Below are 26,518 nucleotides of genomic sequence, written 5' to 3'. Positions count from 1 at the left end.
GAGCGCTCGCGCGGGGATCCCGGATCTGCGCGCGCTTGAGGCGCGCTTGTCCGGGACGACAGCTGTGGTTGTTGCTGATCCTCGTACTCAGTTCTTCAGATTGATCATCCGCTCGACCGATCGCCTTGCCCTCTCCGCGAGCGCGGGATCGATCGTTACCTCCTCACGGAGCGTCAGCAGGCTGTCCAGGATGTTGGCGAGCGTGATGCGCTTCATATGCGGGCAGAGATTGCAGGGGCGCAGCATCTCGACGTCGGGCAGCTCGGCGCGCACATTGTCGGCCATCGAGCATTCCGTGATCATCACCAGCCGCCGCGGCCGCCGCTCACGCACCCAGTTGATCATGTGCGCGGTCGAGCCGGTGAAGTCGGCTTCCGCCAGCACGTCCGGCGGACATTCGGGATGCGCGATGATCTGCACCGACGGATCGGCCTCGCGGAAAGCGCGCAGCTCTTCGCCCTTGAAACGCTCGTGTACTTCGCAGGCGCCTTTCCAGGCGATGATTTTCACGTCGGTCTTCGAGGCCACGTAAGTTGCGAGATAGCGATCGGGCAGGAAGATCACGCTTGGAGCGCCAAGGCTCTCGACCACCTGCACCGCGTTCGAGGAGGTGCAGCAGATGTCGACCTCGGCCTTCACCTCGGCCGAGGTGTTGACGTAAGCGACGACCGGCACACCGGGAAATCTCTCGCGCAGCAGGCGGACGTCGGCGCCGGTGATGCTGGCGGCGAGCGAGCAGCCGGCGCTTGCGTCGGGAATCAGCACCGTCTTGTCGGGGTTGAGCAGTTTCGAGGTCTCCGCCATGAAATGCACGCCGCATTGGACGATGATGTCGGCCTTCACCTTGGTGGCTTCGACGGCGAGCTGCAGCGAATCGCCGCCGATATCGGCGACGCAGTGGAAGATCTCGGGGGACTGGTAATTGTGCGCGAGGATCACCGCGCCGCGGGCGCGCTTCAGCTCGTTGATCGCCAGGATCGTCGGCGCCATCAGCGGCCACTCGATCGGCGGGATCACATGCTTCACGCGCTCATAGAGCGGCGCAGTCGCGCGGGCGACCTCCGGCGTCCATGTCAGCGAGGGCGTCGGCAGCCTGGCTTCCGTTCGTGCGGGTGCGGCCCGGGGGAAGGCGCTGACTTGGCCCTGGGGCCGGTTGGCAAAGTCGTCGGGGCCGTAAATTCCAGCGATCGGCATCGAAGCCTCCCTTGCAGATTAATTATGCTCAATTTGAGTATATATGAGATCCGAAAATGCCGGCCGAGAGGCCAGCGCGGATGTCTTCGGGTTTTATATACTCATTATGAGCAAATCTAACATAACATGCTCTACCGGGGATTGCCAGATCCAGCCGCACACATTTCCGTCAGGTCCGGAGGGTCAGGTGAGGCCACATTGAAATGCAATGCTCCCGCGGCAGCTCCTCGTGGAATGCAACCGTTTTTGACTTGGGATTTTCATGCAAGTGCATTAAATGGCACGTTCGCGGCGGCTGCTTCGCCACTCCGCCAATGACAAACGAGGAGCACCATGTCGACATCAGTGAGCGAATTTGCTCCGGCCCCACGTTCCTCCAATTGGCGCACCCCGGCCATCATCATTCTGTGCGGCTGTGCGATCGGCATGCTCGGCTTCGGTCCGCGCTCGGCGCTCGGCTTCTTCGTGCAGCCGATGAGCCACGAATTCTCCTGGGGCCGCGACGTGTTTGGCCTCGCGATCGCCGTGCAGAACCTGCTGTGGGGCCTGGGCCAGCCTTTCGCTGGAGCCGTGGCCGATCGCTTCGGCCTGTTCCGGGTGATGTGCGTCGGCGCGCTCCTCTATGCCGGCGGGCTGCTCCTGATGCGCTATTCCTCGACGCCGCTGTCCCTCAACATGGGGGCCGGCGTGATGATCGGCTTAGGTCTGGCCGGCTGCTCGTTCAACCTGGTGCTGTCGGCCTTCACCAAGCTCTTGCCCGCGGAGAAGCGCGGCATCGCGCTCGGCGCCGGCACCGCTGCGGGTTCGTTCGGGCAGTTCCTGTTCGCGCCGATCGGCGTCGCGCTGATCGACAATTTCGGCTGGCAGCAGGCGCTCTCAGTGTTCGGCTTCCTGATGCTGCTGATCATCCCGCTGTCGCTGGCGCTCTCGACGCCGCCTGTCGCAAACACGGCCAATACGGCGCCTGCCGATGAGCAGACCATTACAAAGGCGCTTGCGGAGGCCTTCGGCCACCGCTCCTATGTGCTCTTGGTGCTCGGCTTCTTCACCTGCGGCTTCCAGCTCGCCTTCATTACCGTGCATCTGCCGGCCTTCCTGGTCGATCGCGGCATCACCGCACAAACCGGCGGCTGGGTGATCGCGGCGATCGGTCTGTTCAACATCGTGGGCTCGCTCAGCGTCGGCTATCTCCAGAACTCACTGCCCAAGCGCTACATCCTCTCGACCATCTACTTCACGCGCGCGCTGGCGACACTCGCCTTCATCTCGTTCCCGATCACGCCGTTCTCGGCGATTGCGTTCGGTGCGATCTCCGGCCTGACCTGGCTCTCCACGGTGCCGCCGACCTCGGCGCTGGTGGCGCTGATGTTCGGCACGCGCTGGCTTGCCACGCTCTACGGCTTCGCCTTCGTCAGCCATCAGGTCGGTGGCTTCCTCGGCGTCTGGCTCGGGGGCATCGTGTTCGAGAAATTCGGTTCCTACACGCCGATCTGGTGGCTTTCGATCCTGTTCGGCGTGCTCTCCGCGCTGATCAATCTTCCGATCGTGGAGAAACCCGTGGCACGGGCGGTTGCGCAGCCCGCCTGATCGGCTAAACATCCCGGACAGACAAGTCAGGGAGTTCAGTCGTGGCCACATTCAAGGCGATCCGGATCGACAAGGCGGACAAGGGCACCGTTGCCGCGCTCACGCAGTTCGATGAAGCCGAGCTGATGGACGGCGATGTCACCGTCCGGGTCGAATGGTCGACGCTGAACTACAAGGACGGCCTTGCGCTCACCGGCAAGGCGCCGGTAGTGCGCCGCTTCCCGATGATCGCCGGCATCGACTTCGCCGGTACGGTCGAGGCCTCCTCGCATCCGCAGTGGAAGGCCGGCGACAAGGTGGTCTGCACTGGATGGGGCATGGGCGAGACCCATCTCGGCGCCTATGCCGAGAAGGCACGGGTGAAGGGCGACTGGCTGGTCGCCTTGCCGGAGGGGCTCTCGGCGCGCGATGCCATGGCGATCGGCACCGCCGGCTTCACCGCGATGCTCGCGGTGCTGGCACTGGAGAAGCACGGTTTGTCGCCGAAGAGCGGCCCGGTGGTGGTGACCGGTGCCGCCGGCGGCGTCGGCTCGGTCGCGATCGCCGTGCTCTCCAAGCTCGGCTACCACGTCATCGCCTCGACCGGCCGGGCCTCTGAGGCCGACTATCTGAAGCACCTGGGCGCTGCCGAAATCATCGACCGTAACGAACTGTCCGGTTCGGCCAAACCTCTCGCCAAGGAGCGCTGGGCCGGTGGCGTCGACAGCGTCGGCTCGACCACCCTCGCCAATCTGCTCTCGATGACGCGATATGGCGGAGCGATCGCGGCGTGTGGCCTGGCGGCGGGCATGGACCTGCCGTCCTCGGTGGCACCGTTTATTTTGCGCGGAGTGTGCCTTCTCGGCATCGATTCGGTGATGTGTCCGATCGAGCCCAGAAAGGCCGCCTGGCAGCGCCTCGCATCCGATCTCGATCGGACAAAACTAGCTGAAATCACTAAGGAAATTTCGCTTGCCGAGGTTTCGGATTGGGGCGCCAAGATTCTGGCCGGTGCGGTGCGCGGCCGTATCGTGGTAAAAATTGTCTAACGGCGTTCAGACTTTACCAACCAAGCTGCTTCAATGTCGCCATGGTTCGTATGGTAAGCAGCGGGTAAAGAGATAAGGCATCGCCCGCTGCGGGGTTGGGTTCGGAGTTGAGCATGCTTGCGCGTTTTGTGTTGGGGGCTGTCACGGCGGCAGCAACGTTTGCGCCGGCCGTTGCCGGAAGCATGAACGCCGACGAGGCGCGTCGCTTCGTCGCCGGCAAAGTGTTTGCCTTCACCTGTTTCGACGGCACCCGCGGTGCAGGCCGCATCCTCGACGATCTCGGCGCCGCTGGTGCGGTGCAGTTCTCGGGTGCGGGCCCGGTCAAGCATCTCCGCCTGCCCGGCAATACGCTCCAGATCCGCGGCCAGAATGTCTGCGCCTCGATCAAAGGGATTCCGTTCGAGCCCTGTTTCAACCTGGAAAAGACGGACGATCGCAGCTTCCGCGGCTCCGTGTCGGGCATGGGCTTCGCCTATTGCGACTTCCGTCACCAGGGCGGCAACCAGATGCTGATGGCCCGCGCTGCAGCGCGGCCGCGCTCGCTGCACAGGCCGGAGCACACCGGTTCGGTCAGCCCGGCCAACACCGAGGTCGCCGCGCGCGTGGAGACGCCGCGTGTCGAGAGCAGCCGGCTCGAGCCGGTGAAGGCGGAGGCCAAGGCCGAAGTGAGGTCCGAGCCCGCCAAGAACGAGGCCCCGCTGGAGCTGCGCCGCTCCACCCAGTGAGACGGCCGTGCGGGACGCCCGCACACTTTTTTATTGAAGACCTCCTTCGAACATGAAGCTGCCGTGCCGTAGTCATACGGACGGCGGCTTTCATGCGTTGGTAGCGGTTCGCGCTTCAGTTTGCGTACGGCCGGGGGGCGCGGCCCGATAAAAGGGTTCAACGATGTCGCTGTACTTCTTCCGCATCAGTACCGGTCGCTATTCCGGCGCCGCCGACCAGCCATATGAGTTCGAGGATCGCGCGGCCGCCTGGACCGAGATGACGGAGGTCTGCGCCAATTTGCTCGGCGGCATCGCGCGCAGCCTGAAGCCGAACGCCGAGTGGTGCATGGAGCTGCTCGACGAGAACAAGAAGCCGGTCTTCCGCATCAGCCTTGTCGGCGAGAGCGCCGGATGCAAGGCTTCCTAGATCCGACCTGAGGCTGCATTTTACAACTAGGGCGAGATCATTTCCCTTCGGCTTCAATCATTTAGCGAAGAAACTGAGTATTTCTGCGAGGGATTCCGTTAACCAAATCGGAACGTGAGGCGCTCAATTTTTGTGCAACGGCGCAGTCGACGCCGGGCGGCCGACAATGACTCGGTTGCGGATTTCCTCCGGGGGAAACATGCCATGTTGAGCCTTGTTCAGAATCTGAAGATCGGGACCAAGCTGGCGATTGCGTCTGCACTAGGGGTACTCCTGGTCGGCGCCATGATCGCAAGTCAGATGCTCGGCAATGCGAGCATCCGAGAGAGCAGCCAGAGCGCGCTTGCGCAGCAGCAGATCGCGCGCGACGCAGTTGAGGCCGAGGTGACGGTTCGCGGCATGCAGCTCGCCGTACGCGACCTTCGTCTCGCCAATAGCTTGGCCGACATTCAAAAGGCCACCACGAGCCTGGGCGACCAGCAGAAATCGACGAACCTGCTGGTCGATCAGATGCTGAAGCTTTCTCAAGAGCCCGAGAATCGCGCTCGCATGGAGAAACTGAGATCGCTGGCCGCCAACTACGCAAAGGCGGCGCAGCAGATCGCGGGCGTGCGCGGCGAAGCCTTGGCCGCCAGCGGTGCAGACGGCCCGGCGCGTGCTGCCAAGCTCAACGAAGACGTCATTCGCATCGCACGCGAGGTGACCCTGCCGATCGCCGGCGAGCTCGATGTGCTGATCCGTCAGATTGCCGATTACGCGAGACACAAATCCGACGAGAAAAATGCTGCGTCCGCTGCCCAGATGAAATCGAGCGAGCAGCTTGCGATCCTGGTCGGCGCACTCGCCATGCTCGTCCTCGTCGGCTCCTGGCTGATGTCGTTCGTGACCATCGCCCGCCCAATTCGGGCGCTCACCGTGGCCATGGACAGGCTCGCCGGCGGCGATTTCTCGGTGGTGCTGCCCGGCCTCGGACGCAAGGACGAGGTTGGCGGCGTCGCTGCGGCCGTCGAGAAATTCAAGATCGTCTCGGAACAGAAGGCGCGCGAAGAGGCCGAGGCCAAGATCAGGCAGGATCAAATCGCGGCCGCGCAGCGCACGGCCGAGATGCACAAGCTTGCTGACGGCTTCGAAGCCGCGATCGGCGAGATCGTCGATACCGTGTCCTCGGCGGCGACCGAACTGGAAGCCTCGGCCTCGACGCTCACATCGACCGCGGCGCGTGGCCAGCAGCTCACCACGATGGTTGCTTCCGCCTCCGAGGAAGCGTCCACCAACGTGCAGTCGGTGGCCTCGGCGACCGAAGAGCTGTCGTCGTCGATCACCGAGATCAGCCGCCAGGTGCAGGAATCCGCTCGCGTCGCGGGCGAAGCGGTGAGCCAGGCCCGCACCACGACCGACCGCGTGGGGGAGCTCTCCGCCGCTGCGGCGCGGATCGGCGACGTGGTCGAGCTGATCAACACCATCGCCGGTCAGACCAATCTCCTGGCGCTCAATGCAACCATCGAGGCCGCGCGCGCCGGCGAGGCCGGCCGCGGCTTTGCCGTCGTCGCCTCCGAAGTCAAGGCGCTCGCCGAGCAGACCGCGAAGGCGACCGGCGAGATCGGCCAGCAGATCGCCAGCATCCAGACCGCCACCGAACATTCCGTCGGCGCGATCAAGGACATCAGCCACACCATCGAAAAACTGTCGGAGATCTCCTCGACGATCGCGGCTGCCGTCGAAGAGCAGGGCGCGGCGACGCAGGAGATCTCCCGCAACGTGCAGCAGGCGGCGGCAGGCACCCATCAGGTGTCGTCCAACATCACCGACGTGCAGCACGGCGCGAGCGAGACCGGCTCGGCCTCCTCGCAGGTGCTGTCCGCCGCCCAGATGCTGTCCGGCGACAGCAACCGCCTCAAGCTCGAAGTCGACAAGTTTGTCCGCACCGTACGCGCCGCCTGACGGCGCGCACTTCCTGGAGACGGTGCGGGCGGCCTGAGCCGCCTGTCATGCCTGTTCGAAATACCCGGGGGCGGTGCCGTGGTATGGCGCTGCGCGATCGCTGCCGTCCCGCATAGATGGTTGCGGAACATATAAAGTCGGCGCTGCCGAATTCCGTAATTCAACGTAGCTTCCTGTTAACGCCTGTTTGCAACTATGGAGGCAATCTTACGGGATAAGAACCAGCCAGCATTGTTGAACTGACCTCGCTCGGTCGTCCATCGGGACGCTGTGGCGCAGGTGACGTGCGCGTTGCCAGGCTTCGTTAGGATGTGTGTGATGTCGAAACTGTCGATCGTCTTCAAGCTCTTGACCGTGTTGTCGGTCCTCGTTCTCTCGCTCGCCGGTGTCGGCGTGATGGCGATCTGCACCATGCAGAACATCAACGCCCACACGGTCGAGATCGCGGAGAGCTGGCTGCCGAGCGTGCGCGCGCTCGGCTCCATGCGCGCCGACATCAACGAGCTGCGCGTCGTGCTGCGCCTGCACCTGATGCAGGAGAGCATTGAAGGCAAGGACGCCGCCGAGAAGCGCATGGCCCCGCTACGCGAGCGCATCGAGAAGACGCGCAAGGTCTACGAAGGCCTGATTACGTTGCCGGAGGAACGCCAGATCTATGAACAATGGACCAAGGCCTGGGCCGACTACCTGAGCGGGGTTCAGGAGACGATGGCGCTGTCGCGCAAGAGCCCCGGCCGTTTTCCGACGGAGGCCAACGAACTGTTGCAGACCAAGGTCGCGAAGATGGCTCAGGCGGCGGATCCTCTGCTCCTGAAGAGCATCGAGCTCAACAACAGCGGCGCCGAAGCTGAAACGAAGGAGGCGGCCGACAGCTACGCCACCATCTTCCGCGTGCTCGTCGGCATCATCGTTGCAGCCGTCGTGATCGCGATCGGCGCCGCCTATTATCTCGTGCGTGACGTCTCTCGCGGCATCGCCTCGATCATCCGGCCGATGCAGTCGCTCGGCGAAGGCGACCTCTCGGCCGAGGTGCCGCATCGCGGCGAGAAGACCGAGATCGGTTCGATGGCGGACGCGCTGCAGATCTTCAAGGAGGCGTTGATCGCCAAGAAGGCCGCCGACGAGGCTGCCGCGCGCGACGCCGAGGCCAAGATCGAACGCGGCCGCCGTGTCGATGCCATCACGCGCAATTTCGAGGTCATGATCGGCGAGGTCGTCGAGACCGTGTCGTCGGCCTCGACCGAGCTCGAGGCTTCCGCGGCCACGCTGAGCGGTACGGCGCAGCGCGGCCAGCAGCTCGCAACCGTCGTTGCGGCTGCGTCCGAGGAAGCCTCCACTAACGTCCAGGCCGTGGCGTCCGCCTCGGAAGAGCTGTCGTCCTCGATCACAGAGATCAGCCGCCGCGTGCAGGATTCGGCGCGGATGGCTGCGGAAGCCGTCGAGCAGGCGGCGCGGACCAACGATCGCGTCAACGCGCTGTCGCAGGCGGCCTCTCGCATCGGCGACGTCGTCGAGCTCATCAACACCATCGCGGGCCAGACCAACCTGCTGGCGCTGAATGCGACCATCGAGGCGGCGCGCGCCGGCGAAGCCGGCCGCGGCTTTGCCGTCGTCGCATCGGAGGTCAAGGCACTGGCCGAGCAGACCGCGAAGGCGACCGGCGAGATCGGGGCGCAGGTCGCGGGGATTCAGGCCGCGACGCAGGAATCCGTCAGCGCCATCCAAGAGATCGGCGGCACCATCGAGCGGCTGTCCGAGGTGGCCTCGGCCATCGCCGCCGCTGTCGAGGAGCAGGGCGCCGCGACGCAGGAGATTTCGCGCAACGTCCAGCAGGCTGCCCTCGGCACCCAGGAGGTCTCGTCCAACATCACCAACGTGCAGCGCGGCGCGATCGACACCGGCTCGGCCTCCGGTGAGGTGCTTTCGGCCGCGAAGTCGCTGGCGACCGACAGCACCCGCCTGAAGGTCGAGGTCGCGCAGTTCCTGGAATCGGTCCGCGCGGCCTGATCTTCAGGAGCATGATCCGGAAACGCGTGACGCGGCTTTCCGCACAGATCACGCTCCAACCGTTCAGCTGCTGGTCGGCGCGGCCGGCGGCGGCACGACCTGCCGCCGGAACAGGATGCGCTGGTACAGCCAGCCGATCGCCACCAGCACGACGCCGAGGCACATGAACGACAGCGCGCGGTAGACGCCTGTCAGCGTCCACACGTCGATTGCGAAGGCCTTGAGGATGGTCAGCGCGATGACGGCGGCAGAGGCCAGTCGCGCACGCTCCGAATTGAACAGGATACCCGCGCCGAGCAGCACCACCCCGAACGCCAGCCAGCCGATCGAATAGGTATATTGCTCCGCGCTCGTGGTGCCGCCGTAGAGCAGCACCGGGCCGTGATAGAAGCGGCGGATCTCCAGCGTCACATAGCTGAGCGCGAACACCAGCGCGCCGCCCGCGATCGTGTTGGCGTAGGCGACGGAGCGGTGGCCCGCCACCGCATAGGACAGCAGCAGCATCAGCACCGCCGGCAGCGCGTAGCCGAGCAGCAGCAGGTTGAAGACGAGGCCGCCGACATTGACGCTGGAGAGCACCATTGGATTCTCCAGGATCAAGAGACCGAACAATGCGATGAATCCGGCAATCGCCGTGAGCACGACGGCGCCGACATTGTGCACGATGCTCTGGCTCCTCAGCCGCAGCCGCTCCAGCCCGATCGCCATCGCGAGCGTGACGCAGACCTGCAGCGCGAATTCGAGCAGCGAGGGGCCGGCCGTCATGCGGCCACCGGTCGCAAAGTGCCGGATCTCCATGAAAGCGAGCAGCGCGGTGAACAGGATCGCGGCCGTCTCGACCATGCGCAACGGCGGATCGTCGGCGCGGCGGCGCAGGAAGATGCTCGCGCCCCAGAACGAGGCCGCCGGCAGGCCGTAGCCCCAGAGCAGCCAATTGAAGATCGGCGTGGTGCCGACGGCATCGCCGACGATGCGTGGGTCATAGGCGATGCGCGCGGTGACGAGCGCGGCGAAAATGGCGGCGAGCCAGCGCAGGAACGGGATCGGCCGCTGCAGCGAGATCCAGGCGGTGCCGAGCGACATCAGCGCCAGCGCGATCGTCAGCCAGCCCTTTTCCAGCGCGAAGGTCAGCGCCAGCGCCAGCGCACCGAGCGTGCCGGTCGCGAACAAGGCGGTCGAGATCATGCTGCCCGGCCGGGTCTCGCGGCGCGTCAGCGCCTCGGTCGCCGCGCCAAAGCTTGCTGCGAGCAGCACCGCGAGGATCGCAAAGGGGATCGAGCGGTCGAGATGGGCGATACGCGCGTAGAGCGCGACCAGGATCGCGATCGGCGTTGCGACCGCAGCAGCCGACCACACCACGGGGATGATCGCCGAGTTCGAGCGGCCCTGCGCCAGGAAGCCGGCAATTCCGAAGCCGGCGGCGAAAAGCGCGGCCGTCACCAGATGCAGCGTCACCGAGCTGTCGATCGCGCTGGGCCCGACGCCGGACATCGCACCGCCCGGCAGCACCAGCATGTCGGGATTGGCACGCACCGCCCATTCGGCGAACACGATGAAGACGGTCGCCGCAGCCGCGCCGAGCGCGCCGGTCGCCGCCGGGGCGCGCCAGGCGACGAGCAGCGTGCCGCCGACCAGCAGCGCAAACGCGATCAGCGCGAGGTCCGCATGCGCGCTCGACAGCACGATCAGCATCGCGCCGAACAGATAGGCGCCGAGCGAGCCCGACGAGATCGGCTCGATCTCGCCGTCCTCGATTGCAGGCCCGAACATGAAGCCGCAGACGACGAGCAGCGCGGCCAGCACGAAGCCGGCGATGACGTGGAAGGCGTGCGGTGCGACCTGGAGCTGCTCGGCGTCGAGACCGGGCAAGAGCCAGAGCACGGCGAAGGCGATCGTGGTGACCGCAAGCCAGCGCCACAGCCGGATGCGGGCGAGGCCGAAGCTCGCGGCGGTGACGACGGCGAGATAGATGTAGAGCGCCCAATAATCGGGCTTGCCGCTGGAGACGAGCACCGGCGTCACGAAGGCGCCGACCACGCCGAGGCCGGCGAGCGCCGGTCCGTGCAGCAGCGCGGCAGCCAGCGTGCACATCGCCACGATGCCGAGCAGCACGAAGGCGGTGGCGGGCACCAGGAAGCCGTAGAGCGCGTAGGCGGCGTAGATGGTGGCGAACGCCACCGCCGTTCCGGCCGCGGTGAGGATCGCCGGGATGTTGGCGATCGGCAGCGCCGCGATGTTGGAGATGCTCTCCTTGCGCCGGGTCCATTCGCCGGCGCCCAGCAGCGCGGCTGCGAACAGGCCGCCCAGGAACACGCGCACGCCGGGGCCGAGAAGACCGGCCTCGATCGAATAGCGCACCATGAAGAAGCCGCCGAGCGCGAGCGCAAGGCCGCCGATCCACACCACCCAGCGCGTGCCGAGCTGCTCCTCGAAGCCAGGTTCTCGAATGTCGGGCGCGGGCGCAGGCAGGGGAGGCGGCGCATCGGCGGAGACGCCCGCCGCGAGCGGCGGCGGGGACGCCTGGTCGGTGTCGAGCGGAGGCGGCGCCGGCTCGGCCTCAGGCGCAAGCGGCCGCTCGGCCGCCATCGCCGCAGAAGCAGGCGCCTCCTCCTGCACCGGCATGAGCGGCGGCGGCTGCACCGGCCGTTGCGCATAAGACATCGCTTCGAGTGCGTTCAGTCGCCGGCGCAGCTCGGCCGCCTGGCTGGAGGCCTTGATTGCGATCAGGAAGGCGACGATCGCGATGATCAGCGCAAAGACGTCAAACGGGCCGTCGAACATGAAGCCTCCAGGCGACCGGCGGGCAGGGGCCGATCGCGCAAATCTCAGGATCTAGCGCCGGGAGCGTACGCGCAAGCCCGGTGCGGGCCGCTCCTGAAGCACGTCGCGGCGGAAACGGTAGAGCGCCGCCGGCCGTCCGCCCGTCTGTGTCGACATCACCCCGGTCGGTTCGACCAGGGCCTCCATTTCGACCAGGCGGCGGAAATTCTGCTTGTGCAGGTGCCGGCCGGAGATCGCCTCCACCGTATGCTGCAGTTCGGTAAGTGTGAATTCGGGCGGCAAAAGTTCAAACACGACAGGACGATACTTCAGTTTTGCACGCAGCCGCGCGATCGCCGTAGCGAGAATCCGGCGATGGTCGAACCGCATCGAGGTCCCGAGCGGAGGCAGCGTCTTGCGCGCTAATGCCGCAGGCCGGCCGTCGCGCCGCGCCTCCTCGACCAGCCCGGCCTCGTACAGCAGCTCGTAGCGGTCGAGCACGCGCTCCTCGTCCCAGGCTGCTCCCTCGAGGCCGAAACAGAACCGCACGCGATCCTTGCGCGGCAGCGCGCGCGTCGTTTCCGGCGTCTCCTCCGCGGCCCACTCGGTCAGCGCGGGGATGATGTCGCGGGCGATGATCGCCGGCGGCTCTTCGCGCCAGTCTTCCCAGGGGAAGAAGCGATACCATGGGGCGAAGCTCGCCGCGTTGGCTGCGAGCTCGCCATCCACCGCCCGCGTCAGCGCGAGATAGCCGATCGACACCATATGCGCTCCGGTGTCGCCGGCCTCGGCATGACGGCCGCGATCGCCGAAGGTGTAGAGCTGCTCGACATAGCCGAGCCGCAGGCCCGCCTGCTCCTCGACCCAGGCGCGCAGGCCGATCTCGAAGGTGCGGTGCGCGAGCGCGTCGAACGGGCCGAACGGCAGGCCGGCCAGCCCGTCGCTGCCGCGCGCGGTCAGGATCAGCGGCTCATGGCCCTCGATCGCGACGATCGCCGCGGTCAGGCCGATCTCGATCGGCGTCAGGAGCGTCTCGCTCATGCGGTGATGATCGCAGGTGGTGAGGGAGAGATGTGCCAATCGATTACGGCGGGTTCTCCGCGGGTTCGCTGTAACCTCTCCCGCTTGCGGGAGAGGTCGGCGCGTAGCGCCGGGAGAGGGCTTTCTCCTCTAGGGGATTGTCCCGCTGCGGAGACACCCTCTCCCCGACCCTCTCCCGCAAGCGGGAGAGGGGGCGCAGTCCCGTCGCGGCTGCTATTCGGCGCTCTTCTCATTCGAGCTCGATCACGAAGGGGCGGCCCTCGACCATCATCGCGCCCGGGCCGATCTCGTCGAGCGCGCGCAGCATGCGGCCGTTGCGGCCGAGGGCGCGGTCGGCAAGGCCGACGATGCGCCGGTTCGGCGAGGCGATCGGCGAGGCCGCGCGGATCTTCCTGGCGATCTCGAGTTCGTCGCGGTTTGGATTGAGCGCGCAGACCGCCGCAAACGCGCTCGCGGTGGAGCGGCTGATGCCGGCATAGCAATGCACCACCAGCGGCGCGCTGCGGTCCCAGCCGCGCACGAAGTTCAGCACTAGATCGATATGCGCCTCGGACGGTGCGACGAACCCGTCCAGCTCCTCGGTAATGTCGTCCATCGACACCTTGAGATGATTGGCCGGCAGCACGGAGACCGGCCGCGCCACCTGCTCGACATTGGCCATCACGGTCAGCACATGGCTGGCCCCGGTGAGACGGACGGTTTCGGGAAGCGCGGCGAGGGAACAGACGTGGATCATGGCGGCCCTTTTTCTTGATTATAGCCGTGGCCCGTAGGGTGGGCAAAGGCGCGTAGCGCCGTGCCCACGACCTTTCTCAATCGCAAGAGGTGGTGGGCACGCTTCGCTTTGCCCACCCTACGAAGGGAGGACGCCTACGCAAACACCGCGCCAAACCGCTCCAGAAACTGCTTCTCGGCCCGTGCCGCGGTCCAGGGCGTCAGGTAGTCGCGCCGGACGCTGTCGGTGAGGCCGGGATCCTTGCCGAACAGGCGCCTTGCCTCGCTTTCGCTGAAGCCGGCAAGCTCGGTTGCTTCCAGATAGGCCGCGCCGCGATCGGCGGCCTTGATGGCCTGCGTGATCTCCTCCGGCAGCACCGGCGACAGTCCGAAGCGGATATGGATGGCGCCGAGCAGGCGTTTCTCCACGGCCTTGTAATGGCCGTCGAGCACCGCCTTGAACGGCGAGATCATGTCGCCGATCACATATTCCGGCGCATCGTGCAGCAATGCGGCGAGCCGCATGCGCTGATCGGCGCGCGGCATCTCGTGCCGCAGCACGGTCTCCACCAGCAGCGTGTGCTGCGCCACCGAGAAGATATGCGCCCCGATGGTCTGCCCGTTCCAGCGCGCGACGCGCGCCAGCCCGTGCGCGATGTCGGCGATCTCGATATCGAGCGGCGAGGGATCGAGCAGATCGAGCCGCCGGCCCGACAGCATGCGCTGCCAGGCGCGGGACTGCGTTTCGCGCGCGGTCTTCTTCGCGGTCATCTGGCCTTGAGGCGCGGCTTGCGCTGCGTCTTGCCGCAGGTCGCGTGGCAATGGCAGTCGACGAGATGGTCGTTGACCATGCCGGTCGCCTGCATGAAGGCATAGACGATGGTCGGGCCGACGAACTTGAAGCCGCGCGAGGACAGCTCCTTGGAGATCTGCACCGACAGCGGGGTCGAGGTGGGCACGCTCGCGGTGGTCTTGAACTTGTTGACCAGCGGCCTTCCGTCCATGAAGTCCCACAGCAGCTTCGAGAAGCCCGGACCCTTCTCCATGATGTCGAGATAAGACTTGGCGCTGAGGATCGCGCCGTCGATCTTGGCCTTGTTGCGGACGATGCCGGCATCGTCCATCAGCGCATGGACCTTCTTGGCATTGTATCGCGCGATCTTCTCCGGCTGGAAATCGTCGAAGGCTTTGCGGAAATTGTCGCGCTTGCGCAGGATCGTGATCCAGGACAGGCCAGCCTGGAAACCGTCGAGCATCAGCTTCTCGTACAGCGCGCGGTCGTCATATTCCGGCACGCCCCATTCGGTGTCGTGATAGGCGACATAGAGCGGATCATCGCCCGGCCAGGGGCAACGTGTCAGGCCGTCGGGATGCAGGCGGGGAGCGCGGCTCATGCGATGGGGTGCTTGGCTGGAATGCGCACGACGTCGGGATCTGCGAGTTTCAAGGCGAGCCCGCCGGCGGTGAGGGGCTGGCCGGCATCGAGCGCGTCCGCGACACGGTCGATGCGCACCAGGGCGATACCCTTGCCGCCGGACGTCGAGCCGATCGTGCCGACCGGCTTGTCGCCGGCGAGGATGGTCGCGCCGGCTTCGGGCGAGGCGCCGTCGAGCAGCACCTGCACGCTGCGGGTGCGCGCGGTGCCGCGGTGCTGCATGCGCGAGACGACCTCCTGGCCGACATAGCAGCCCTTGTCGAAATCGACGCCGGCAAGGCGGTCCATGTTGGTCTCGTGCGGAAAGGCGTCGCCGTACATGAAATCGAGCCCGCCGCGCGGCACGCCGAGCGCGATGCGGTGCGCCTCGTATTCGGCGGCGTCAACCAGGTCGGCGCCGATGAGGTCGGACAGCTTCTGCTTGAGATCCTCGGGAATCAGGATGCGAAGGCCGAGCGCATCGTTGCGCGGGTCGGCGAAGGCAAGGTCCGGCTGCGCCGCAGGCTGGCCGTCCCAGGCCGCGAGCACGCCGAGATCGAGGTTTTCCACCGTGACCTTGGCGCGCAGCTTGTAGAATTTCAGCTTGGTGGCGAGGCTCTCTGCCAGCGCCTTCGGGCAGTCGATCAGGAACCCGCCGCCATGGCCCGCGGGCACCTCGGTGATCAGGAAATCGACGATGATCTTGCCCTGCGGCGTCAGCAGCGCGCCGAATCGCCCCAGGCCCGGCTTCAGCCTGTCGAGATCGGTCGTGACCAGGCCGTTGAGGAAGTTGCGCGCATCCTCGCCCGCGACCTTGACCACGCCCCGGTCGGGAAGAAACGCTGATTTCATGCGAAAATCTCTTGCGACATGTTGCTCCGGAACGTAAGCCCGCGAGGCATAAACGACAAGACCTCGAGCCCTGCGCTTGGGGACGAGAGAGGCCTTCAGCCATGACCCAGCGCTTCGATGTGATCCTCAAGAATGGCACCGTCGTCAACCAGGACGGCGAGGGTGTTCGCGATATCGGCATTGCCGGTGGCCGCATTGCCGAGCTGGGTCCTTTGTCGCACGCCTCCGCCGCCGAAACGATCGACTGCAAGGGCCTGCACATCCTGCCCGGCGTGATGGACACGCAAGTGCATTTCCGCGAGCCCGGCCTGACGCACAAGGAAGACCTCGAGACCGGTTCGCGCAGCGCCGTGATGGGCGGCGTCACCGCGGTGTTCGAGATGCCGAACACGGCGCCGCTGACGGTGACGGAGGCCGAGTTCACCGACAAGGTGAAGCGCGCCCATCACCGCATGCATTGCGATTTCGCCTTCTTCATCGGCGGCACCCGCGAGAACGTGCAGGATCTGCCGGTGCTGGAGCGCGCGCCCGGCTGTGCCGGCGTCAAGGTGTTCATCGGCTCCTCGACCGGCGCGCTGCTGGTCGAGGACGACGAAAGCCTGCGCCGCATCTTCCAGGTGATCCGCCGCCGCGCCGCCTTCCATGCCGAGGACGAGTACCGCCTCAACGACCGCAAATCGCTGCGCATCGAGGGCGACGCCCGCTCGCATCCGGTGTGGCGCGACGAAACCGCGGCGCTGATGGCGACGCAGCGCCTGGTCAAGCTCGCGCACGAGACCGGAAGGCGCATTCATGTGCTGCACATCTCCACCAAGGAAGAGATCGAGTTCCTGCGCGACCACAAGGACGTCGCCTCCTGCGAGGCGACGCCGCACCATCTCACGCTGGCTGCTCCCGAATGCTACGAGCGGCTTGGCACGCTGGCGCAGATGAATCCGCCGGTGCGCGGTGCCGATCACCGCGCCGGGATCTGGCGCGGCATCGAGCAGGGCATCATCGACGTGCTCGGCTCCGACCACGCCCCCCATACGCTGGAGGAGAAGCAGAAGACCTATCCCGCTTCGCCCTCCGGCATGACCGGCGTGCAGACGCTGGTGCCGCTGATGCTCGACCACGTCAACGCGGGCCGGCTCTCGCTGGCGCGCTTCGTCGACCTCACCAGCGCCGGTCCCGCGCGCCTCTACAACATGGCCTGCAAGGGCCGCATCGCCGCCGGCTACGACGCCGACTTCACCATCGTCGACCTCAAGCGCAGCGAGACCATCACCAATCAATGGGTGGCGTCCAAGGCCGGCTGGACGCCTTATGACGGCTTGCGCGTCACCGGCTGGCCCGTCGGCACCTTCATCCGCGGCCGCCGCGTGATGTGGCAAGGCGAGCTGGTGACGCCCGCGCAGGGCGAGGCGGTGCGGTTTCTGGAAACGCTGAAGCCGTAAGGCAAGAATTGCGCCGCGCTGTCATGCCCCGCGTAGGCGGGGCATCCAGTACGCCGCGGCCTCTCGATTCAAGCTCTGCCACCTCTGGAATACTGGATTGCCCGCCTTCGCGGGCAATGACAGTGTGCCACGAAGCACAAGCGCAAATTGGGAGAGAACAATGTCCCAGCCAACGGCCCTCATCACCACCGAGCAGCTCGCCGGCCTCCTCGGCGATCCCAAGCTGCGCCTCTATGATTGCACGACCTACAACGAGCCGGTACCGGCCGGCAGCGACGTGCCTTACCGCGCGGTGCCAGGCGACAAGACGTTTGCGGCCGGCCACATTCCGGGCGCCGATTTCCTCGATTTGCAAGGCGAGTTCTCCGACACCTCGTCGCAACAATTCTTCATGATGCCGGATGTCGCCCAGCTGGAGGCCGCCTTCGGCCGGCACGGCCTCGATGCGGGCAAGACCGTCGTGCTCTACAGCATCGGCACCATGATGTGGGCGACACGGTTCTGGTGGATGCTGCGCTCGCTCGGCGTCGATGCGCTGGTGCTCGACGGCGGCTTCGACAAATGGAAGCAGGAGGGACGACCGGTCGCAACAGGCGCATCGGAAGGCTATCCGGCCACGACCTTCAAGGCCGCGCCGCGCGCCGGCTTCTTCGTCGACAAGGATGTGGTGAAGGCGCGGATCGGCGATCCCTCGACCATGATCGTCAACGCGCTCGGGCCGCAGTTTCATCGCGGCCTCGAGCCGAGCCGCTACGGCCGGCCCGGCCGTATTCCCGGCAGCGTCAACGTGTCGGCTGCGACGCTCGTCAATGCCGACAAGACGTTGACCACGCTTGCCGATGCCGAAGCCAAATTTTCTGCTGCGGGCGTCACGCGCGACAAGAACGTGATTCTCTATTGCGGCGGCGGCATCTCGGCGACGATCGATTTGTTTCTGTTGACGCAGCTCGGCTACGACAAGCTGACGCTCTACGACGCCTCGATGGGCGAATGGGCGAGGGATGCGGCGCTGCCGATCGAGACGGATTAGGAGCGCGCTGCTCTTACCCTCCCCTGGAGGGGGAGGGTCGATCGCGCGCAGCGCGAGCGGGGTGGGGTGACGGTCTCTCGGCCTCGGCGGTGCCCGTGTGGAGAGATCACCCCACCCCGCTTCACCTCTCGCTTCGCTCGATGCGAAGCGACCCTCCCCCTCCAGGGGAGGGTAAGATCCCAGAGAAGAAAATTCGGGAACCTTTTCCCTTCGCCTGCATCCAACGTCCGGAACCAATGGAGATAGGGTACCCCCATGCCAGGGACCGCAGCCGGCCTGACCACCGGCATCAGGACGCCGGAAGCCGAGCTGATCGAGCGCGCGCGGCGCCGCGAGGAGGCTGCGCTCCGCGAGATCATGCAGGCCAACAACCGCAGGCTCTACCGCCTCGCCCGCGGCATCCTGCGCAGTGACAGCGAGACCGAGGACGTGGTGCAGGAAACCTATGTCCGCGCCTTCATGCATCTCGACGGTTTTCTCGGTGACGCCGCGCTGTCGACCTGGTTGTCGCGCATCGCGATCAACGAAGCGCTCGGGCGCCTGCGCAGTCGGAGGCCGCAGGTCGAACTGGGATCGGTGCCGGAGGCAACGCTCGAAGCCCAGATCATCAAGTTTCCCGTTTCGACCGCCGCAACCGATCCGGAAAAATCCATGGCCCAACGCGAGATCCAGCGCGTCGTCGAACATGCGATCGATGAATTGCCCGATGCCTTCCGCATGGTCTTCATCGCGCGCGTGATGGAGGGGATGAGCATGGAGGAGACCGCCGAGCTGCTCGGCATCAAGCCGGAAACCGTCAAGACGCGGTTGCATCGTGCGCGCACCCTGCTCCGCGAGAACGTCGAGAAGAAGATCGGTCCCGTCGTCTTGGACGCATTTCCGTTCGCCGGGCAGCGTTGCGAGCGCCTGACCGAGGCCGTGCTCAGGCGTCTTGGCATCGGCGCATGATTTTTCGGGAACGTTCGCGAAAAATGCCCATCCAATCCCTGTGAAGCAACGCCGGCCCACGCCGGCACCACAGGAGCATCAAGCCATGTTCACCCGACCGAGCGCGGCGATCGCCGCGGCCTTTCTGTTGTCCAGTCCCGCGCTGCTGCAAAGCGCCGACGCCGCCGACAAGCCCACCGATCCGCAGATCGCCCATATCGCCTACACTGCGGGCGTGATCGACATCAACGCCGCCAAGCAGGCGCAGAAGAAGGCCAAGAACAAGGACGTCAAGGCGTTTGCCGAGGATATGCTGCGCGACCACGAGGCCGTCAACCAGCAGGCGCTCGCGCTGGTCAAGAAGCTGAACGTCAGCCCTGAAGACAACGACGCCAGCAAGGCACTGTCCAAGCAGGCCAGCGACAAGCTCGCCGAGCTCGATAAGCTGAGCGGTGCTGCCTTCGACAAGGCCTATGTCGCCAACGAGGTCGCCTTCCACAAGCAGGTCAACGGCGCGCTGGAGACCCAGCTGATTCCGTCGGCCGGCAATGCCGAGCTGAAGAGCCTGCTGCAGACCGGCCTGAAGATTTTTCAGGGCCATCAGCAACACGCCGAGCACGTCGCGGCCGAGCTGAAATAAGGAGTGTGCGATGATGTCGGGGCAGCCGTTTTCGCTTCCTGTCGTGCTTGTCGTCGCGGCGATGGCCGTCCCTGCGCGCGCCGCGACGATCGAGATCACGATGGAGAACCTCGTGATCTCGCCGGCTGAGGTATCAGCCAAGGTCGGCGACACCGTCACGTGGATCAACAAGGACGTCTTTGCCCATACCGCCACCGCGAAGAACGGTGATTTCGACGTGACGCTGCCGCCGAAGACATCGGCGACATCAGTTCTGAAGAAGGCGGGAACGGTCGAGTATGACTGCCGCTATCATCCCAACATGAAGGCGACGCTCAAGGTCGAGCCGTGAGAAGTAAGCGCATTCCCGAGCCCGGCAGGAACATCTCCCGGCCGTTGCGAGACTAATGCTTGTCGGGGGGAAGCGGCTTCCGTGCGACAATGCCTGCAGACTTCGCGAAGCTATTCGCCAGATTCGCTTTGCAAAGTCATTCATCCGTTGACTGGCCCCGCCCGCGTGGCGGGGTCATTTTCGGCAGGCCCTACTGCCTGCAGATGTCGACCGAGAACTCGCCGTTGCGGATGCGGCCGGGAAAGCCTTCGACGAACTTGGCGACCGCGTCCTCGCCATAGGTGCCGACCAGCTCGGCAAAGGCTGCAAACAGGCTCGCCTGTGCCAGGCAGTCACCGTCGACGCCGTCATGGCGCGCCTCGGCCCAGGCCTCGTTGAGATAGCTCAGTGCGGCCTGCTTCTGCTCGTGGTCGGGCAGCGGCGCGCGGGCGGGGGAGTAGGAAATCGGCTGGCTCATGAAACTCGATCAGGGCTGGGGCGCGATCCACGGCGATGCGCTGTGCAAAAAGGTTTAGCACGGGCGTTAACGACCGCTAGGCCACATCTTTAAGAACGGTTAACGGCTGTGAACAAAGTCGATGACAGTGTTCCCGCGCCCGACAGCCAAACCCTCATGGTGAGGAGGCGCGCAAGCGCCGTCTCGAACCATGGAGGTCCCGCTGCCGCAGCCGGGCCTTTCATCCTTCGAGACGCCGCTTCGCGGCTCCTCAGGATGAGGAATTCACAGCGCAGACGTGATTGAATGAACCTAGTTCGCGTAGCGCGCCGTCAGGTCCCGCGAGATCTTCGAGCCTTCCTCGATATAGCGGCGGATCGCCACCGTCGCGGCCGGCGTGCAGCTCCGGTAGGTCTGCTGAAAGCCGTTATAGCCGCGGTTGAAACCGGCGATCATGCGGGTGCGGCGCTCCCCGGAGGGGGTTTCGGCATCGATCAGCGCCTGCATCTCGTTGCGCCACCTGTTGCCCTCATTGGCCCCGCAGATGCCGCGCAGATAGTGCAGCCCGCCGAGAATCTCGGCCAGACGCTGCAAATCGGCGTCGAACGGCGCCGCCACGTCCTGAGCCCTGGCGGGGCCGCAGGCGCAGGCGAGAATCAGGACAAAAACGGCCAGAATTCGCGTGGACATCGGCGGGGTGTATGCCGCGTCGAGGCCGGAGACGCAAGGCGAGCCGTCAGGCCGCGATCAGCCGCGCGGCGGACTGGATCACCTCGTCCAATCCCCCGGTCAGCTTGAGGCCATCCAGGCCCGCCAGGGCGTCCGGGGCGATCCAGCGGTAGTCGTCGAGCTCGTCGTTCAGGACCGGCTCCTTGGCCACCCAGCGGGCCGCAAACGACATGATGAGGTAATGGCCGGCGCCGGGCGCGGCGGGCAGCACCTCGCGCCAGCCGGCAAGGCCGACGATCGCGATGTCGAGCCCGGTTTCCTCCGCGACCTCGCGGCTCAGGGCCTGGTGCAGCGATTCGCCGAACTCGACCCGGCCGCCGGGCAGCGAATAGAACCCCTTCGCCGGCGAGCGGGCGCGGCGGGTCAGCAGCACCTTGCCGTCGCGGAAGATCGCGGCACTGACGGCGAGCTGGGGGTGGGGGCTGAACGGGCGAAGCCATTTTCTTCAAGCACCCGGCTCAGTTCGCCATGATAGTGTCGACGTCGGCTTCGGCCCCGCCATGGATGATGCCGCCGCAGGCCGCGATCAGCGGCTTCACCCAGAGCGCGGCCTGCTCGGCGAGGCGGATTCGGGTCGTATCCTTCTCGACCTCGCGCATGGCCGAGCCGACCGCGGTCAGGATCGAGGTCATGGTATCGGTGATGTGGTCGAACTGGGCGCGCACGTTGGGATCGGCCTTCTCATAGGCCTCGATGGCGAGGTCGCGCGCCTTGAAGTTGGAGGCCGTAAAATGCTCGGCGTAAGATAGCGGCGTCCAGGTCAAGAAATCGTCCGCGCATTCCGGCATGTCCGGAACCATTTCCAGCAGCATCACGGCTTCATTGAAATGGTTGAGATAGTCGGTGGCAAGCCCGGTCCGCGGGTTGATGTTGGCCACGCGCAGCCGCTCGGCCCAGGCGGCGGCCTCGGGGCCCGTCTGTACATGCGTCCGCGCGGGTTGGGAGGCCGTTGAGCTCATCCGCCGCAGTGTTAACGTTCGGGGTTAAAAGGACCTGAACGGACCCTATATAGGCATCCTGGATGTGTGGACGCTTCGTCATAACTTCGGCCCCCGCGGCCTTGCGGCAATTGTTCGGCTATGTCGAGCAGCCGAATTTCCCGCCTCGGTACAACGTGGCGCCGACACAACCTGTTCCGGTCGTTCTGATCGAGAACGGCGCGCGGCATTTCCGCTTGATGCGCTGGGGCCTGTTGCCGACCTGGGTCAAGGATCCCCGCGGGTTTACGCTGCTGATCAACGCCCGCTCCGAAACCGTGCTGGAGAAGCCCGCCTTCAAGAACGCGATTCGCCGCCGGCGCGGCCTGATCCCGGCCGACGGCTATTATGAATGGAAGACGGAAGGCGGCCGCAAGCAGCCGTTCTTCATCCACCGCGCCGACGGCGCGCCGCTTGGTTTCGCCGCCTTGTTCGAGACCTGGGCCGGGCCGAACGGCGAGGAGCTCGACACCGTCGCGATCGTCACGGCCGCGGCAGGCGAGGACCTCGCCGCGCTGCATGACCGCGTGCCCGTCACCATCAGCGAGCGCGATTTCGAGCGCTGGCTCGACGTCAGCGGTGACGAGGTCGACGCGATCCTGCCGCTAATGACCGCCCCGCGCCCGGGCGAATTCGCCTGGCACCCGGTCTCCACCCGCGTCAACCGCGTCGCCAATGACGACGAGCAGCTCGTGTTGCCGATCAGCCCGGAGCAGATGGAAGCGGAGGCGCCGAAGCCGAAGAAGGCGGCGCGGAGGGTCGCCGCTGCATCGTCGGATGACGGGCAGGGGTCGTTGTTCTAAGCCGCAGTGCCGTAGGACCTCCTAGCCTTGGTCAAGAGCTTTCGTGCCTTGGTGAACCAGGGTAGCGCGGTGCTCACCGCAGTCCAGGACGCTTCGCGCCGGCTACGCCGGTGCCGATGGCATCCTGGACAGCGGCTGGGGCGCGGGTCCTACGTCGGTGCTCAAGGCACAGGTGGGCAAGGCGGCTCCCGGCGGATCGGCCCGGCCGACCAGCCTACACCAACTGACTGGCCTCCGAACGCCAGAAGGGTACAGGGTGGGCAAAGGCGCGAAGCGCCGTGCCCACCATCTTCGCTTTTTTCGGGGGCGGAATGGTGGGCACGCTTCGCTTTGCCCACCCTACAGCACCTTGCTCACCCCATCTTCCGCAGCAACAGGCTGCTCCACCCCTCGATCCGCAGATGCTTCAACGGCACGAGGCCGCGGGCGCGATAGGCGGCGATCACGGCGGGGGCTTGGTGCGTCAGCAGGCCGGAGAGGATGACGCGTCCGCCGGGCGCGAGATGCCGTGCCATCGGGCCCGCCAATTGCCGCAGCGGATTGGCGAGGATGTTGGCCAGCACCAGGTCGAACGGACCGGCCCGTCCAAAATCCGGCGCGCCGAAGCCGGTGGCGCGGATCACCCGCACATGGTTGCCGACTTCATTCAGCGAGGCGTTCTCGGAGGCCACCCGCACCGAGGGCGGATCGATGTCGGAGGCGAGCACGGCGCGATGCAGCGCCTTTGCCGCGGCGATCGCCAGCACGCCGGTCCCAGTGCCGAGGTCGAGCAGGTTCCTCGGGCTGGAACTCTTCAGGACATGGTCAAGCAACAGTAAACAGCCACGCGTCGTGCCGTGATGGCCGGTGCCGAAGGCGAGCGCCGCCTCGATCTCGATGGCGAGCTTGTTCGGCGCCACGCGGTCGCGGTCGTGACTGCCGTGCACGACGAAGCGCCCGGCCGGGACCGGCACGAGATCCTCCAGGCTGGCCTTGACCCAGTCCTTGGCCTCGACAATGTCGAAGGCGAGCGTCGCGGCGATCTCATTTCCTGCTGATGTTGCAATGAGTTCGCGCAGCCATGTGGCATCAGGCGCCTCGGCGAAATGGAGCGTGACGTCCCATTGTCCGTCCGGTCGCTCGAAGGCCGCAACCGCCGCGTCGCCCTCGAAGAATACCTCCGTGAGCACGTCGACGACGCGCCTGGCGTCGGCCTCGCTGCCGATCCAAAAGCTGGCGCGATGGGTTGGAGCAGGCTGCATTCAGGGTTCCGTTGCGTTGAATTTTTGCAATTTTTGCCGGCAATTTTCCGCGCAAGTTGCGGTTCCCGGGTTTACCCGGCTGAAGGTTCCGCCCCGTACATTCTCGGATGTCGAACGAAGCCAACACAGCTTGGAATTGAAACGGAGGCGAGTCTTGAAGAGCATGATTCAGAAGTTCTGGTCGGATGAGTCCGGTGCGACGGCGATCGAGTACGGTCTGATTGCCGCGGGCATCGCCCTGGCGATCATCACCGTGGTGAACAGCCTGGGCAGCACCATGAACGACAAGTTCACGACGATTAGCACCAACCTGAAGTAAATTCCGCCTCCATTTCCCAGCGGGGGCTGCTTTTCTTCTGAGGCTATTCTGATCACCGCCCGCCAAGGGATTTCCCCTGGCGGGCGAGGTCGTTCTTGGACTCCGCATTTCGATATTCACAGGTTATACGCTGCACGCCGGGACGCTTATCCACCGGTTATCCCGCAATTGTCCCTGCAATTTTCCACCGTCTTTCCCCCGGCCGTCCCGACGCCCTTGGTCCAAGCATCCCGCGGCCTGCCCACAGACCCTTCAACAGCCTGTCCACAAGCAATCCACAGACCTATCCACGGCGTGCGAACAGCGAGCGGTGATCCCTCAGGATCGCCTGTGCGGCGTTATGGCCGGGCGCACCGGTGACGCCGCCGCCGGGATGGGCGCCTGAGCCGCAATGATAGAGGCCTCGCAACGGCCCGCGATAATCGGCATGGCCCAGCATCGGCCGTGCCGAGAACAGCTGGTTCAAGGTCAGCGCGCCATGGAAGATGTCGCCGCCGACGAGGCCGAACTGCCGTTCGAGGTCGAGCGGGGACAGGATCTGGCGGCCCAGCACGCTCGCCGCAAAACCCGGCGCGTACTTGTCCACCGTCGCGATCATGAGATCGGCGACCTCCTCGCGATGGTCGTCCCACGACTTTCCGTCCGGAAGCTCCGGCGCGACGTGCTGGCAGAACAGGCTCGCGACGTGCTGTCCTGTGGGCGCCAGCGTGTCGTCGAGCGTGGAGGGGATCAGCATCTCGACCACGGGCTCCCGGCTCCAGCCCTGCGCCCGTGCATCGAGATAGGCGCGGTCCATGTAGGGAAGGCTCGGCGCCAGGATGATGCCGGACGAGAGATGGTCGCCTTCGCCCGGCAGCGCCGTGAACGAGGGCAGGCGATCCAGCGCCACGTTCATGCGGAAGGTGCCGGAGCCGTTCTTCCAGTGCCGGATGCGGGCGAGGAAGTCCGCAGGCAGCGCCTCGGCCGCGATCAGCAGCGTGTAGAGCAGCTTTGGATTGACGTTGGCCGCGACATATTTCGCGCGGATCGCCTCGCCGTTCTCCAGCACGATTCCGACGGCGCGGTCGCGCTCGACGATCACTTCGCGCACGCCGGCATCCGTGTCGATCACGACGCCGCGGTCGCGCGCCGCGCGCGCCATCGCCTGCGTGATCGCGCCCATGCCGCCGATGGCATGGCCCCAGACGCCCTTCTTGCCGTTCACCTCGCCGAAGGCGTGATGCAGCATCACATAGGCCGAGCCGGCGGCGTAGGGGCTGGCATAATTGCCGACGATGGCATCGAAGCCGAACAGCGCCTTGACCAGATCATGCTCGAAACGCTCATCCAGCATCTCGCCGGCTGAGCGGGTGAAGAGATCGAGCAGGCTACGGCTCTGTTCCAGGGTGAGGCCGCGCAGGATTCCGGCGGTCTTCCAGGCGTTGACGCCTTCGCGCAACGCCGCCGTGCCAAAACCGTCGACGAGGTTCGGCGGCGCGCGCAGCACGAATTGCCTGAGCACGTCGGCGATGTCTTCCAGCTCGCGCGAGAAGTCGTCGAGGGCCTCCGCATCGCGCGCGCTGAGCCGCGCGACCGAGGCTTTGGTCCGCCCCTCCCCGGTGAGGAGATAGTTGCCATCAGGCGCGGGCAGGAAATTCTGCGCGCGCCGTTCCACGATGCGCAGGCCCTGCTCGGCAAGCTTGAGGTCGCGGACCACCTGCGGATTGAGCAGGCTCACGGTGTAGGCCGCCACCGAATTGCGGAAGCCGGGGTGAAACTCCTCGGTGACCGCGGCGCCGCCGACCACCTTGCGCCGTTCGACCACGCGCACCCGCAAACCCGCTTTCGCGAGATAGGCCGCGCAGGTGAGGCCGTTATGGCCAGCGCCGATGATGACGACGTCGGTTTCGGTCATGAGAGTTTCGAGTTGTTCCACCGTCATTCCGGGTTCGCCTCTTCGAGGCGCCCCGGAATGACATCTCTATATCAAGCAATTCA

25 protein-coding genes and 1 pseudogene are annotated in these 26,518 nt (G+C 65.7%); 13 read left to right on the top strand and 13 right to left on the bottom strand.

Annotated elements, in window-relative coordinates; genetic code table 11:
• Window positions 1-87: 87 nt before the first annotated feature.
• Window positions 88-1,194: a quinolinate synthase NadA gene (gene nadA / locus DCM79_RS20640; RefSeq protein ID WP_257176090.1), complete on the bottom strand. Its 1,107-nt coding sequence runs from the start codon at window positions 1,192-1,194 to the stop codon at window positions 88-90.
• Window positions 1,195-1,527: 333 nt separating this feature from the next.
• On the opposite strand from nadA, the gene DCM79_RS20635 reads away from it, so the two are divergent.
• The 6 genes from DCM79_RS20635 (at window position 1,528) to DCM79_RS20610 (ending at window position 8,891) form a co-directional block, all read left to right on the top strand.
• On the top strand, window positions 1,528-2,781 hold the full coding sequence (locus DCM79_RS20635) for an MFS transporter (protein ID WP_257176089.1): 1,254 nt from the start codon (window positions 1,528-1,530) through the stop codon (window positions 2,779-2,781).
• Window positions 2,782-2,822: 41 nt separating this feature from the next.
• The gene (locus tag DCM79_RS20630; RefSeq protein ID WP_257176088.1) at window positions 2,823-3,809 is read left to right on the top strand and encodes an MDR family oxidoreductase; all 987 of its coding nucleotides are present in this window, start codon (window positions 2,823-2,825) and stop codon (window positions 3,807-3,809) included.
• A 113-nt stretch (window positions 3,810-3,922) separates the two neighbouring features.
• Window positions 3,923-4,534: a hypothetical protein gene (locus DCM79_RS20625; protein WP_028134917.1), complete on the top strand. Its 612-nt coding sequence runs from the start codon at window positions 3,923-3,925 to the stop codon at window positions 4,532-4,534.
• 163 nt (window positions 4,535-4,697) lie between these two features.
• Window positions 4,698-4,943, top strand: coding sequence for a hypothetical protein (locus DCM79_RS20620; RefSeq protein ID WP_135167036.1), 246 nt, complete (start codon window positions 4,698-4,700; stop codon window positions 4,941-4,943).
• A gap of 204 nt (window positions 4,944-5,147) precedes the next feature.
• Window positions 5,148-6,884 (top strand): methyl-accepting chemotaxis protein, encoded by a 1,737-nt coding sequence (locus tag DCM79_RS20615; RefSeq protein WP_257176087.1) that lies wholly within the window; start codon window positions 5,148-5,150, stop codon window positions 6,882-6,884.
• Between the two features lie 318 nt (window positions 6,885-7,202).
• Window positions 7,203-8,891 carry a methyl-accepting chemotaxis protein gene (locus tag DCM79_RS20610; RefSeq protein WP_257176086.1) on the top strand — a complete coding sequence of 563 codons (1,689 nt, stop codon included), beginning with the start codon at window positions 7,203-7,205 and terminating at the stop codon, window positions 8,889-8,891.
• A gap of 63 nt (window positions 8,892-8,954) precedes the next feature.
• On the opposite strand, the gene DCM79_RS20605 is transcribed toward DCM79_RS20610, so the two are convergent.
• The 6 genes from DCM79_RS20605 to DCM79_RS20580 all read right to left on the bottom strand — a co-directional run bounded on the left by DCM79_RS20605 (window position 8,955) and on the right by DCM79_RS20580 (window position 15,672).
• Window positions 8,955-11,672: a DUF2339 domain-containing protein gene (locus DCM79_RS20605; RefSeq protein ID WP_257176085.1), complete on the bottom strand. Its 2,718-nt coding sequence runs from the start codon at window positions 11,670-11,672 to the stop codon at window positions 8,955-8,957.
• A gap of 51 nt (window positions 11,673-11,723) precedes the next feature.
• The gene (locus DCM79_RS20600) at window positions 11,724-12,692 is read right to left on the bottom strand and encodes an NAD regulator (protein WP_257176084.1); all 969 of its coding nucleotides are present in this window, start codon (window positions 12,690-12,692) and stop codon (window positions 11,724-11,726) included.
• A 229-nt stretch (window positions 12,693-12,921) separates the two neighbouring features.
• Window positions 12,922-13,428: a tyrosine phosphatase family protein gene (locus tag DCM79_RS20595; protein WP_028134924.1), complete on the bottom strand. Its 507-nt coding sequence runs from the start codon at window positions 13,426-13,428 to the stop codon at window positions 12,922-12,924.
• A gap of 134 nt (window positions 13,429-13,562) precedes the next feature.
• A complete protein-coding gene (locus DCM79_RS20590) occupies window positions 13,563-14,177 on the bottom strand; it encodes an HD family hydrolase (protein WP_257176083.1) in 615 nt (204 codons plus the stop codon).
• Window positions 14,174-14,800: a DNA-3-methyladenine glycosylase I gene (locus tag DCM79_RS20585; RefSeq protein WP_257176082.1), complete on the bottom strand. Its 627-nt coding sequence runs from the start codon at window positions 14,798-14,800 to the stop codon at window positions 14,174-14,176. The genes DCM79_RS20590 and DCM79_RS20585 overlap by 4 nt, the downstream gene beginning before the upstream one ends.
• Entirely contained in the window at window positions 14,797-15,672 is an 876-nt protein-coding gene (locus DCM79_RS20580; protein WP_257176081.1) for a folate-binding protein YgfZ, read from the bottom strand. The genes DCM79_RS20585 and DCM79_RS20580 overlap by 4 nt, the downstream gene beginning before the upstream one ends.
• A gap of 101 nt (window positions 15,673-15,773) precedes the next feature.
• On the opposite strand from DCM79_RS20580, the gene DCM79_RS20575 reads away from it, so the two are divergent.
• From DCM79_RS20575 to DCM79_RS20555, 5 genes are all read left to right on the top strand, one after another.
• The gene (locus DCM79_RS20575; RefSeq protein ID WP_257176080.1) at window positions 15,774-17,108 is read left to right on the top strand and encodes a dihydroorotase; all 1,335 of its coding nucleotides are present in this window, start codon (window positions 15,774-15,776) and stop codon (window positions 17,106-17,108) included.
• Between the two features lie 160 nt (window positions 17,109-17,268).
• Window positions 17,269-18,138, top strand: coding sequence for a sulfurtransferase (locus DCM79_RS20570; protein WP_257176079.1), 870 nt, complete (start codon window positions 17,269-17,271; stop codon window positions 18,136-18,138).
• A 255-nt stretch (window positions 18,139-18,393) separates the two neighbouring features.
• Window positions 18,394-19,086, top strand: coding sequence for an RNA polymerase sigma factor (locus DCM79_RS20565; RefSeq protein WP_257176078.1), 693 nt, complete (start codon window positions 18,394-18,396; stop codon window positions 19,084-19,086).
• Between the two features lie 85 nt (window positions 19,087-19,171).
• Window positions 19,172-19,705, top strand: a complete 534-nt coding sequence (locus DCM79_RS20560) for a DUF4142 domain-containing protein (protein ID WP_257176077.1) — start codon at window positions 19,172-19,174, stop codon at window positions 19,703-19,705.
• A gap of 10 nt (window positions 19,706-19,715) precedes the next feature.
• Window positions 19,716-20,036, top strand: a complete 321-nt coding sequence (locus DCM79_RS20555) for a cupredoxin domain-containing protein (RefSeq protein ID WP_257176076.1) — start codon at window positions 19,716-19,718, stop codon at window positions 20,034-20,036.
• A gap of 190 nt (window positions 20,037-20,226) precedes the next feature.
• Here DCM79_RS20555 and DCM79_RS20550 read toward each other — a convergent pair whose 3' ends face one another.
• From DCM79_RS20550 to DCM79_RS20535, 4 genes and pseudogenes are all read right to left on the bottom strand, one after another.
• A complete protein-coding gene (locus tag DCM79_RS20550) occupies window positions 20,227-20,493 on the bottom strand; it encodes a hypothetical protein (protein WP_257176075.1) in 267 nt (88 codons plus the stop codon).
• Between the two features lie 291 nt (window positions 20,494-20,784).
• Complete coding sequence (locus tag DCM79_RS20545) at window positions 20,785-21,162, bottom strand: TIGR02301 family protein (RefSeq protein ID WP_028134934.1); 378 nt, start codon at window positions 21,160-21,162, stop codon at window positions 20,785-20,787.
• Between the two features lie 46 nt (window positions 21,163-21,208).
• Window positions 21,209-21,641: pseudogene (locus tag DCM79_RS20540) on the bottom strand (NUDIX hydrolase).
• Between the two features lie 18 nt (window positions 21,642-21,659).
• On the bottom strand, window positions 21,660-22,160 hold the full coding sequence (locus DCM79_RS20535; protein ID WP_028134936.1) for a hypothetical protein: 501 nt from the start codon (window positions 22,158-22,160) through the stop codon (window positions 21,660-21,662).
• 62 nt (window positions 22,161-22,222) lie between these two features.
• Between DCM79_RS20535 and DCM79_RS20530 the strand changes: the two genes are divergently transcribed.
• Entirely contained in the window at window positions 22,223-22,981 is a 759-nt protein-coding gene (locus DCM79_RS20530) for an SOS response-associated peptidase (protein WP_257176074.1), read from the top strand.
• Window positions 22,982-23,334: 353 nt separating this feature from the next.
• On the opposite strand, the gene DCM79_RS20525 is transcribed toward DCM79_RS20530, so the two are convergent.
• Window positions 23,335-24,222 (bottom strand): 50S ribosomal protein L11 methyltransferase, encoded by an 888-nt coding sequence (locus DCM79_RS20525; protein WP_257176073.1) that lies wholly within the window; start codon window positions 24,220-24,222, stop codon window positions 23,335-23,337.
• Window positions 24,223-24,385: 163 nt separating this feature from the next.
• On the opposite strand from DCM79_RS20525, the gene DCM79_RS20520 reads away from it, so the two are divergent.
• Window positions 24,386-24,541: a Flp family type IVb pilin gene (locus tag DCM79_RS20520; RefSeq protein ID WP_373568139.1), complete on the top strand. Its 156-nt coding sequence runs from the start codon at window positions 24,386-24,388 to the stop codon at window positions 24,539-24,541.
• A 283-nt stretch (window positions 24,542-24,824) separates the two neighbouring features.
• On the opposite strand, the gene DCM79_RS20515 is transcribed toward DCM79_RS20520, so the two are convergent.
• Entirely contained in the window at window positions 24,825-26,435 is a 1,611-nt protein-coding gene (locus tag DCM79_RS20515; protein WP_257176071.1) for an NAD(P)/FAD-dependent oxidoreductase, read from the bottom strand.
• Window positions 26,436-26,518: the final 83 nt, after the last annotated feature.

Source organism: Bradyrhizobium sp. WBOS07 (genome assembly GCF_024585165.1).
In the GTDB taxonomy this organism is placed as follows: Bacteria; Pseudomonadota; Alphaproteobacteria; order Rhizobiales; family Xanthobacteraceae; genus Bradyrhizobium; species Bradyrhizobium japonicum_B.
Note: the sequence above shows the minus strand (reverse complement) of the source record. Positions and strands in the feature narration are given on the sequence as shown.

What these genes read in the sequence shown, in the direction of transcription:
- nadA (WP_257176090.1), bottom strand. Translation starts at nt 1,194, where the DNA reads ATGCCGATCGCTGGAATTTACGGCCCCGACGACTTTGCCAACCGGCCC.
- DCM79_RS20635 (WP_257176089.1), top strand. Translation starts at nt 1,528, where the DNA reads ATGTCGACATCAGTGAGCGAATTTGCTCCGGCCCCACGTTCCTCCAAT.
- DCM79_RS20625 (WP_028134917.1), top strand. Translation starts at nt 3,923, where the DNA reads ATGCTTGCGCGTTTTGTGTTGGGGGCTGTCACGGCGGCAGCAACGTTT.
- DCM79_RS20620 (WP_135167036.1), top strand. Translation starts at nt 4,698, where the DNA reads ATGTCGCTGTACTTCTTCCGCATCAGTACCGGTCGCTATTCCGGCGCC.
- DCM79_RS20615 (WP_257176087.1), top strand. Translation starts at nt 5,148, where the DNA reads ATGTTGAGCCTTGTTCAGAATCTGAAGATCGGGACCAAGCTGGCGATT.
- DCM79_RS20610 (WP_257176086.1), top strand. Translation starts at nt 7,203, where the DNA reads ATGTCGAAACTGTCGATCGTCTTCAAGCTCTTGACCGTGTTGTCGGTC.
- DCM79_RS20605 (WP_257176085.1), bottom strand. Translation starts at nt 11,672, where the DNA reads ATGTTCGACGGCCCGTTTGACGTCTTTGCGCTGATCATCGCGATCGTC.
- DCM79_RS20600 (WP_257176084.1), bottom strand. Translation starts at nt 12,692, where the DNA reads ATGAGCGAGACGCTCCTGACGCCGATCGAGATCGGCCTGACCGCGGCG.
- DCM79_RS20595 (WP_028134924.1), bottom strand. Translation starts at nt 13,428, where the DNA reads ATGATCCACGTCTGTTCCCTCGCCGCGCTTCCCGAAACCGTCCGTCTC.
- DCM79_RS20590 (WP_257176083.1), bottom strand. Translation starts at nt 14,177, where the DNA reads ATGACCGCGAAGAAGACCGCGCGCGAAACGCAGTCCCGCGCCTGGCAG.
- DCM79_RS20585 (WP_257176082.1), bottom strand. Translation starts at nt 14,800, where the DNA reads ATGAGCCGCGCTCCCCGCCTGCATCCCGACGGCCTGACACGTTGCCCC.
- DCM79_RS20580 (WP_257176081.1), bottom strand. Translation starts at nt 15,672, where the DNA reads ATGAAATCAGCGTTTCTTCCCGACCGGGGCGTGGTCAAGGTCGCGGGC.
- DCM79_RS20575 (WP_257176080.1), top strand. Translation starts at nt 15,774, where the DNA reads ATGACCCAGCGCTTCGATGTGATCCTCAAGAATGGCACCGTCGTCAAC.
- DCM79_RS20570 (WP_257176079.1), top strand. Translation starts at nt 17,269, where the DNA reads ATGTCCCAGCCAACGGCCCTCATCACCACCGAGCAGCTCGCCGGCCTC.
- DCM79_RS20565 (WP_257176078.1), top strand. Translation starts at nt 18,394, where the DNA reads ATGCCAGGGACCGCAGCCGGCCTGACCACCGGCATCAGGACGCCGGAA.
- DCM79_RS20560 (WP_257176077.1), top strand. Translation starts at nt 19,172, where the DNA reads ATGTTCACCCGACCGAGCGCGGCGATCGCCGCGGCCTTTCTGTTGTCC.
- DCM79_RS20555 (WP_257176076.1), top strand. Translation starts at nt 19,716, where the DNA reads ATGATGTCGGGGCAGCCGTTTTCGCTTCCTGTCGTGCTTGTCGTCGCG.
- DCM79_RS20550 (WP_257176075.1), bottom strand. Translation starts at nt 20,493, where the DNA reads ATGAGCCAGCCGATTTCCTACTCCCCCGCCCGCGCGCCGCTGCCCGAC.
- DCM79_RS20545 (WP_028134934.1), bottom strand. Translation starts at nt 21,162, where the DNA reads ATGTCCACGCGAATTCTGGCCGTTTTTGTCCTGATTCTCGCCTGCGCC.
- DCM79_RS20535 (WP_028134936.1), bottom strand. Translation starts at nt 22,160, where the DNA reads ATGAGCTCAACGGCCTCCCAACCCGCGCGGACGCATGTACAGACGGGC.
- DCM79_RS20530 (WP_257176074.1), top strand. Translation starts at nt 22,223, where the DNA reads ATGTGTGGACGCTTCGTCATAACTTCGGCCCCCGCGGCCTTGCGGCAA.
- DCM79_RS20525 (WP_257176073.1), bottom strand. Translation starts at nt 24,222, where the DNA reads ATGCAGCCTGCTCCAACCCATCGCGCCAGCTTTTGGATCGGCAGCGAG.
- DCM79_RS20520 (WP_373568139.1), top strand. Translation starts at nt 24,386, where the DNA reads ATGATTCAGAAGTTCTGGTCGGATGAGTCCGGTGCGACGGCGATCGAG.
- DCM79_RS20515 (WP_257176071.1), bottom strand. Translation starts at nt 26,435, where the DNA reads ATGACCGAAACCGACGTCGTCATCATCGGCGCTGGCCATAACGGCCTC.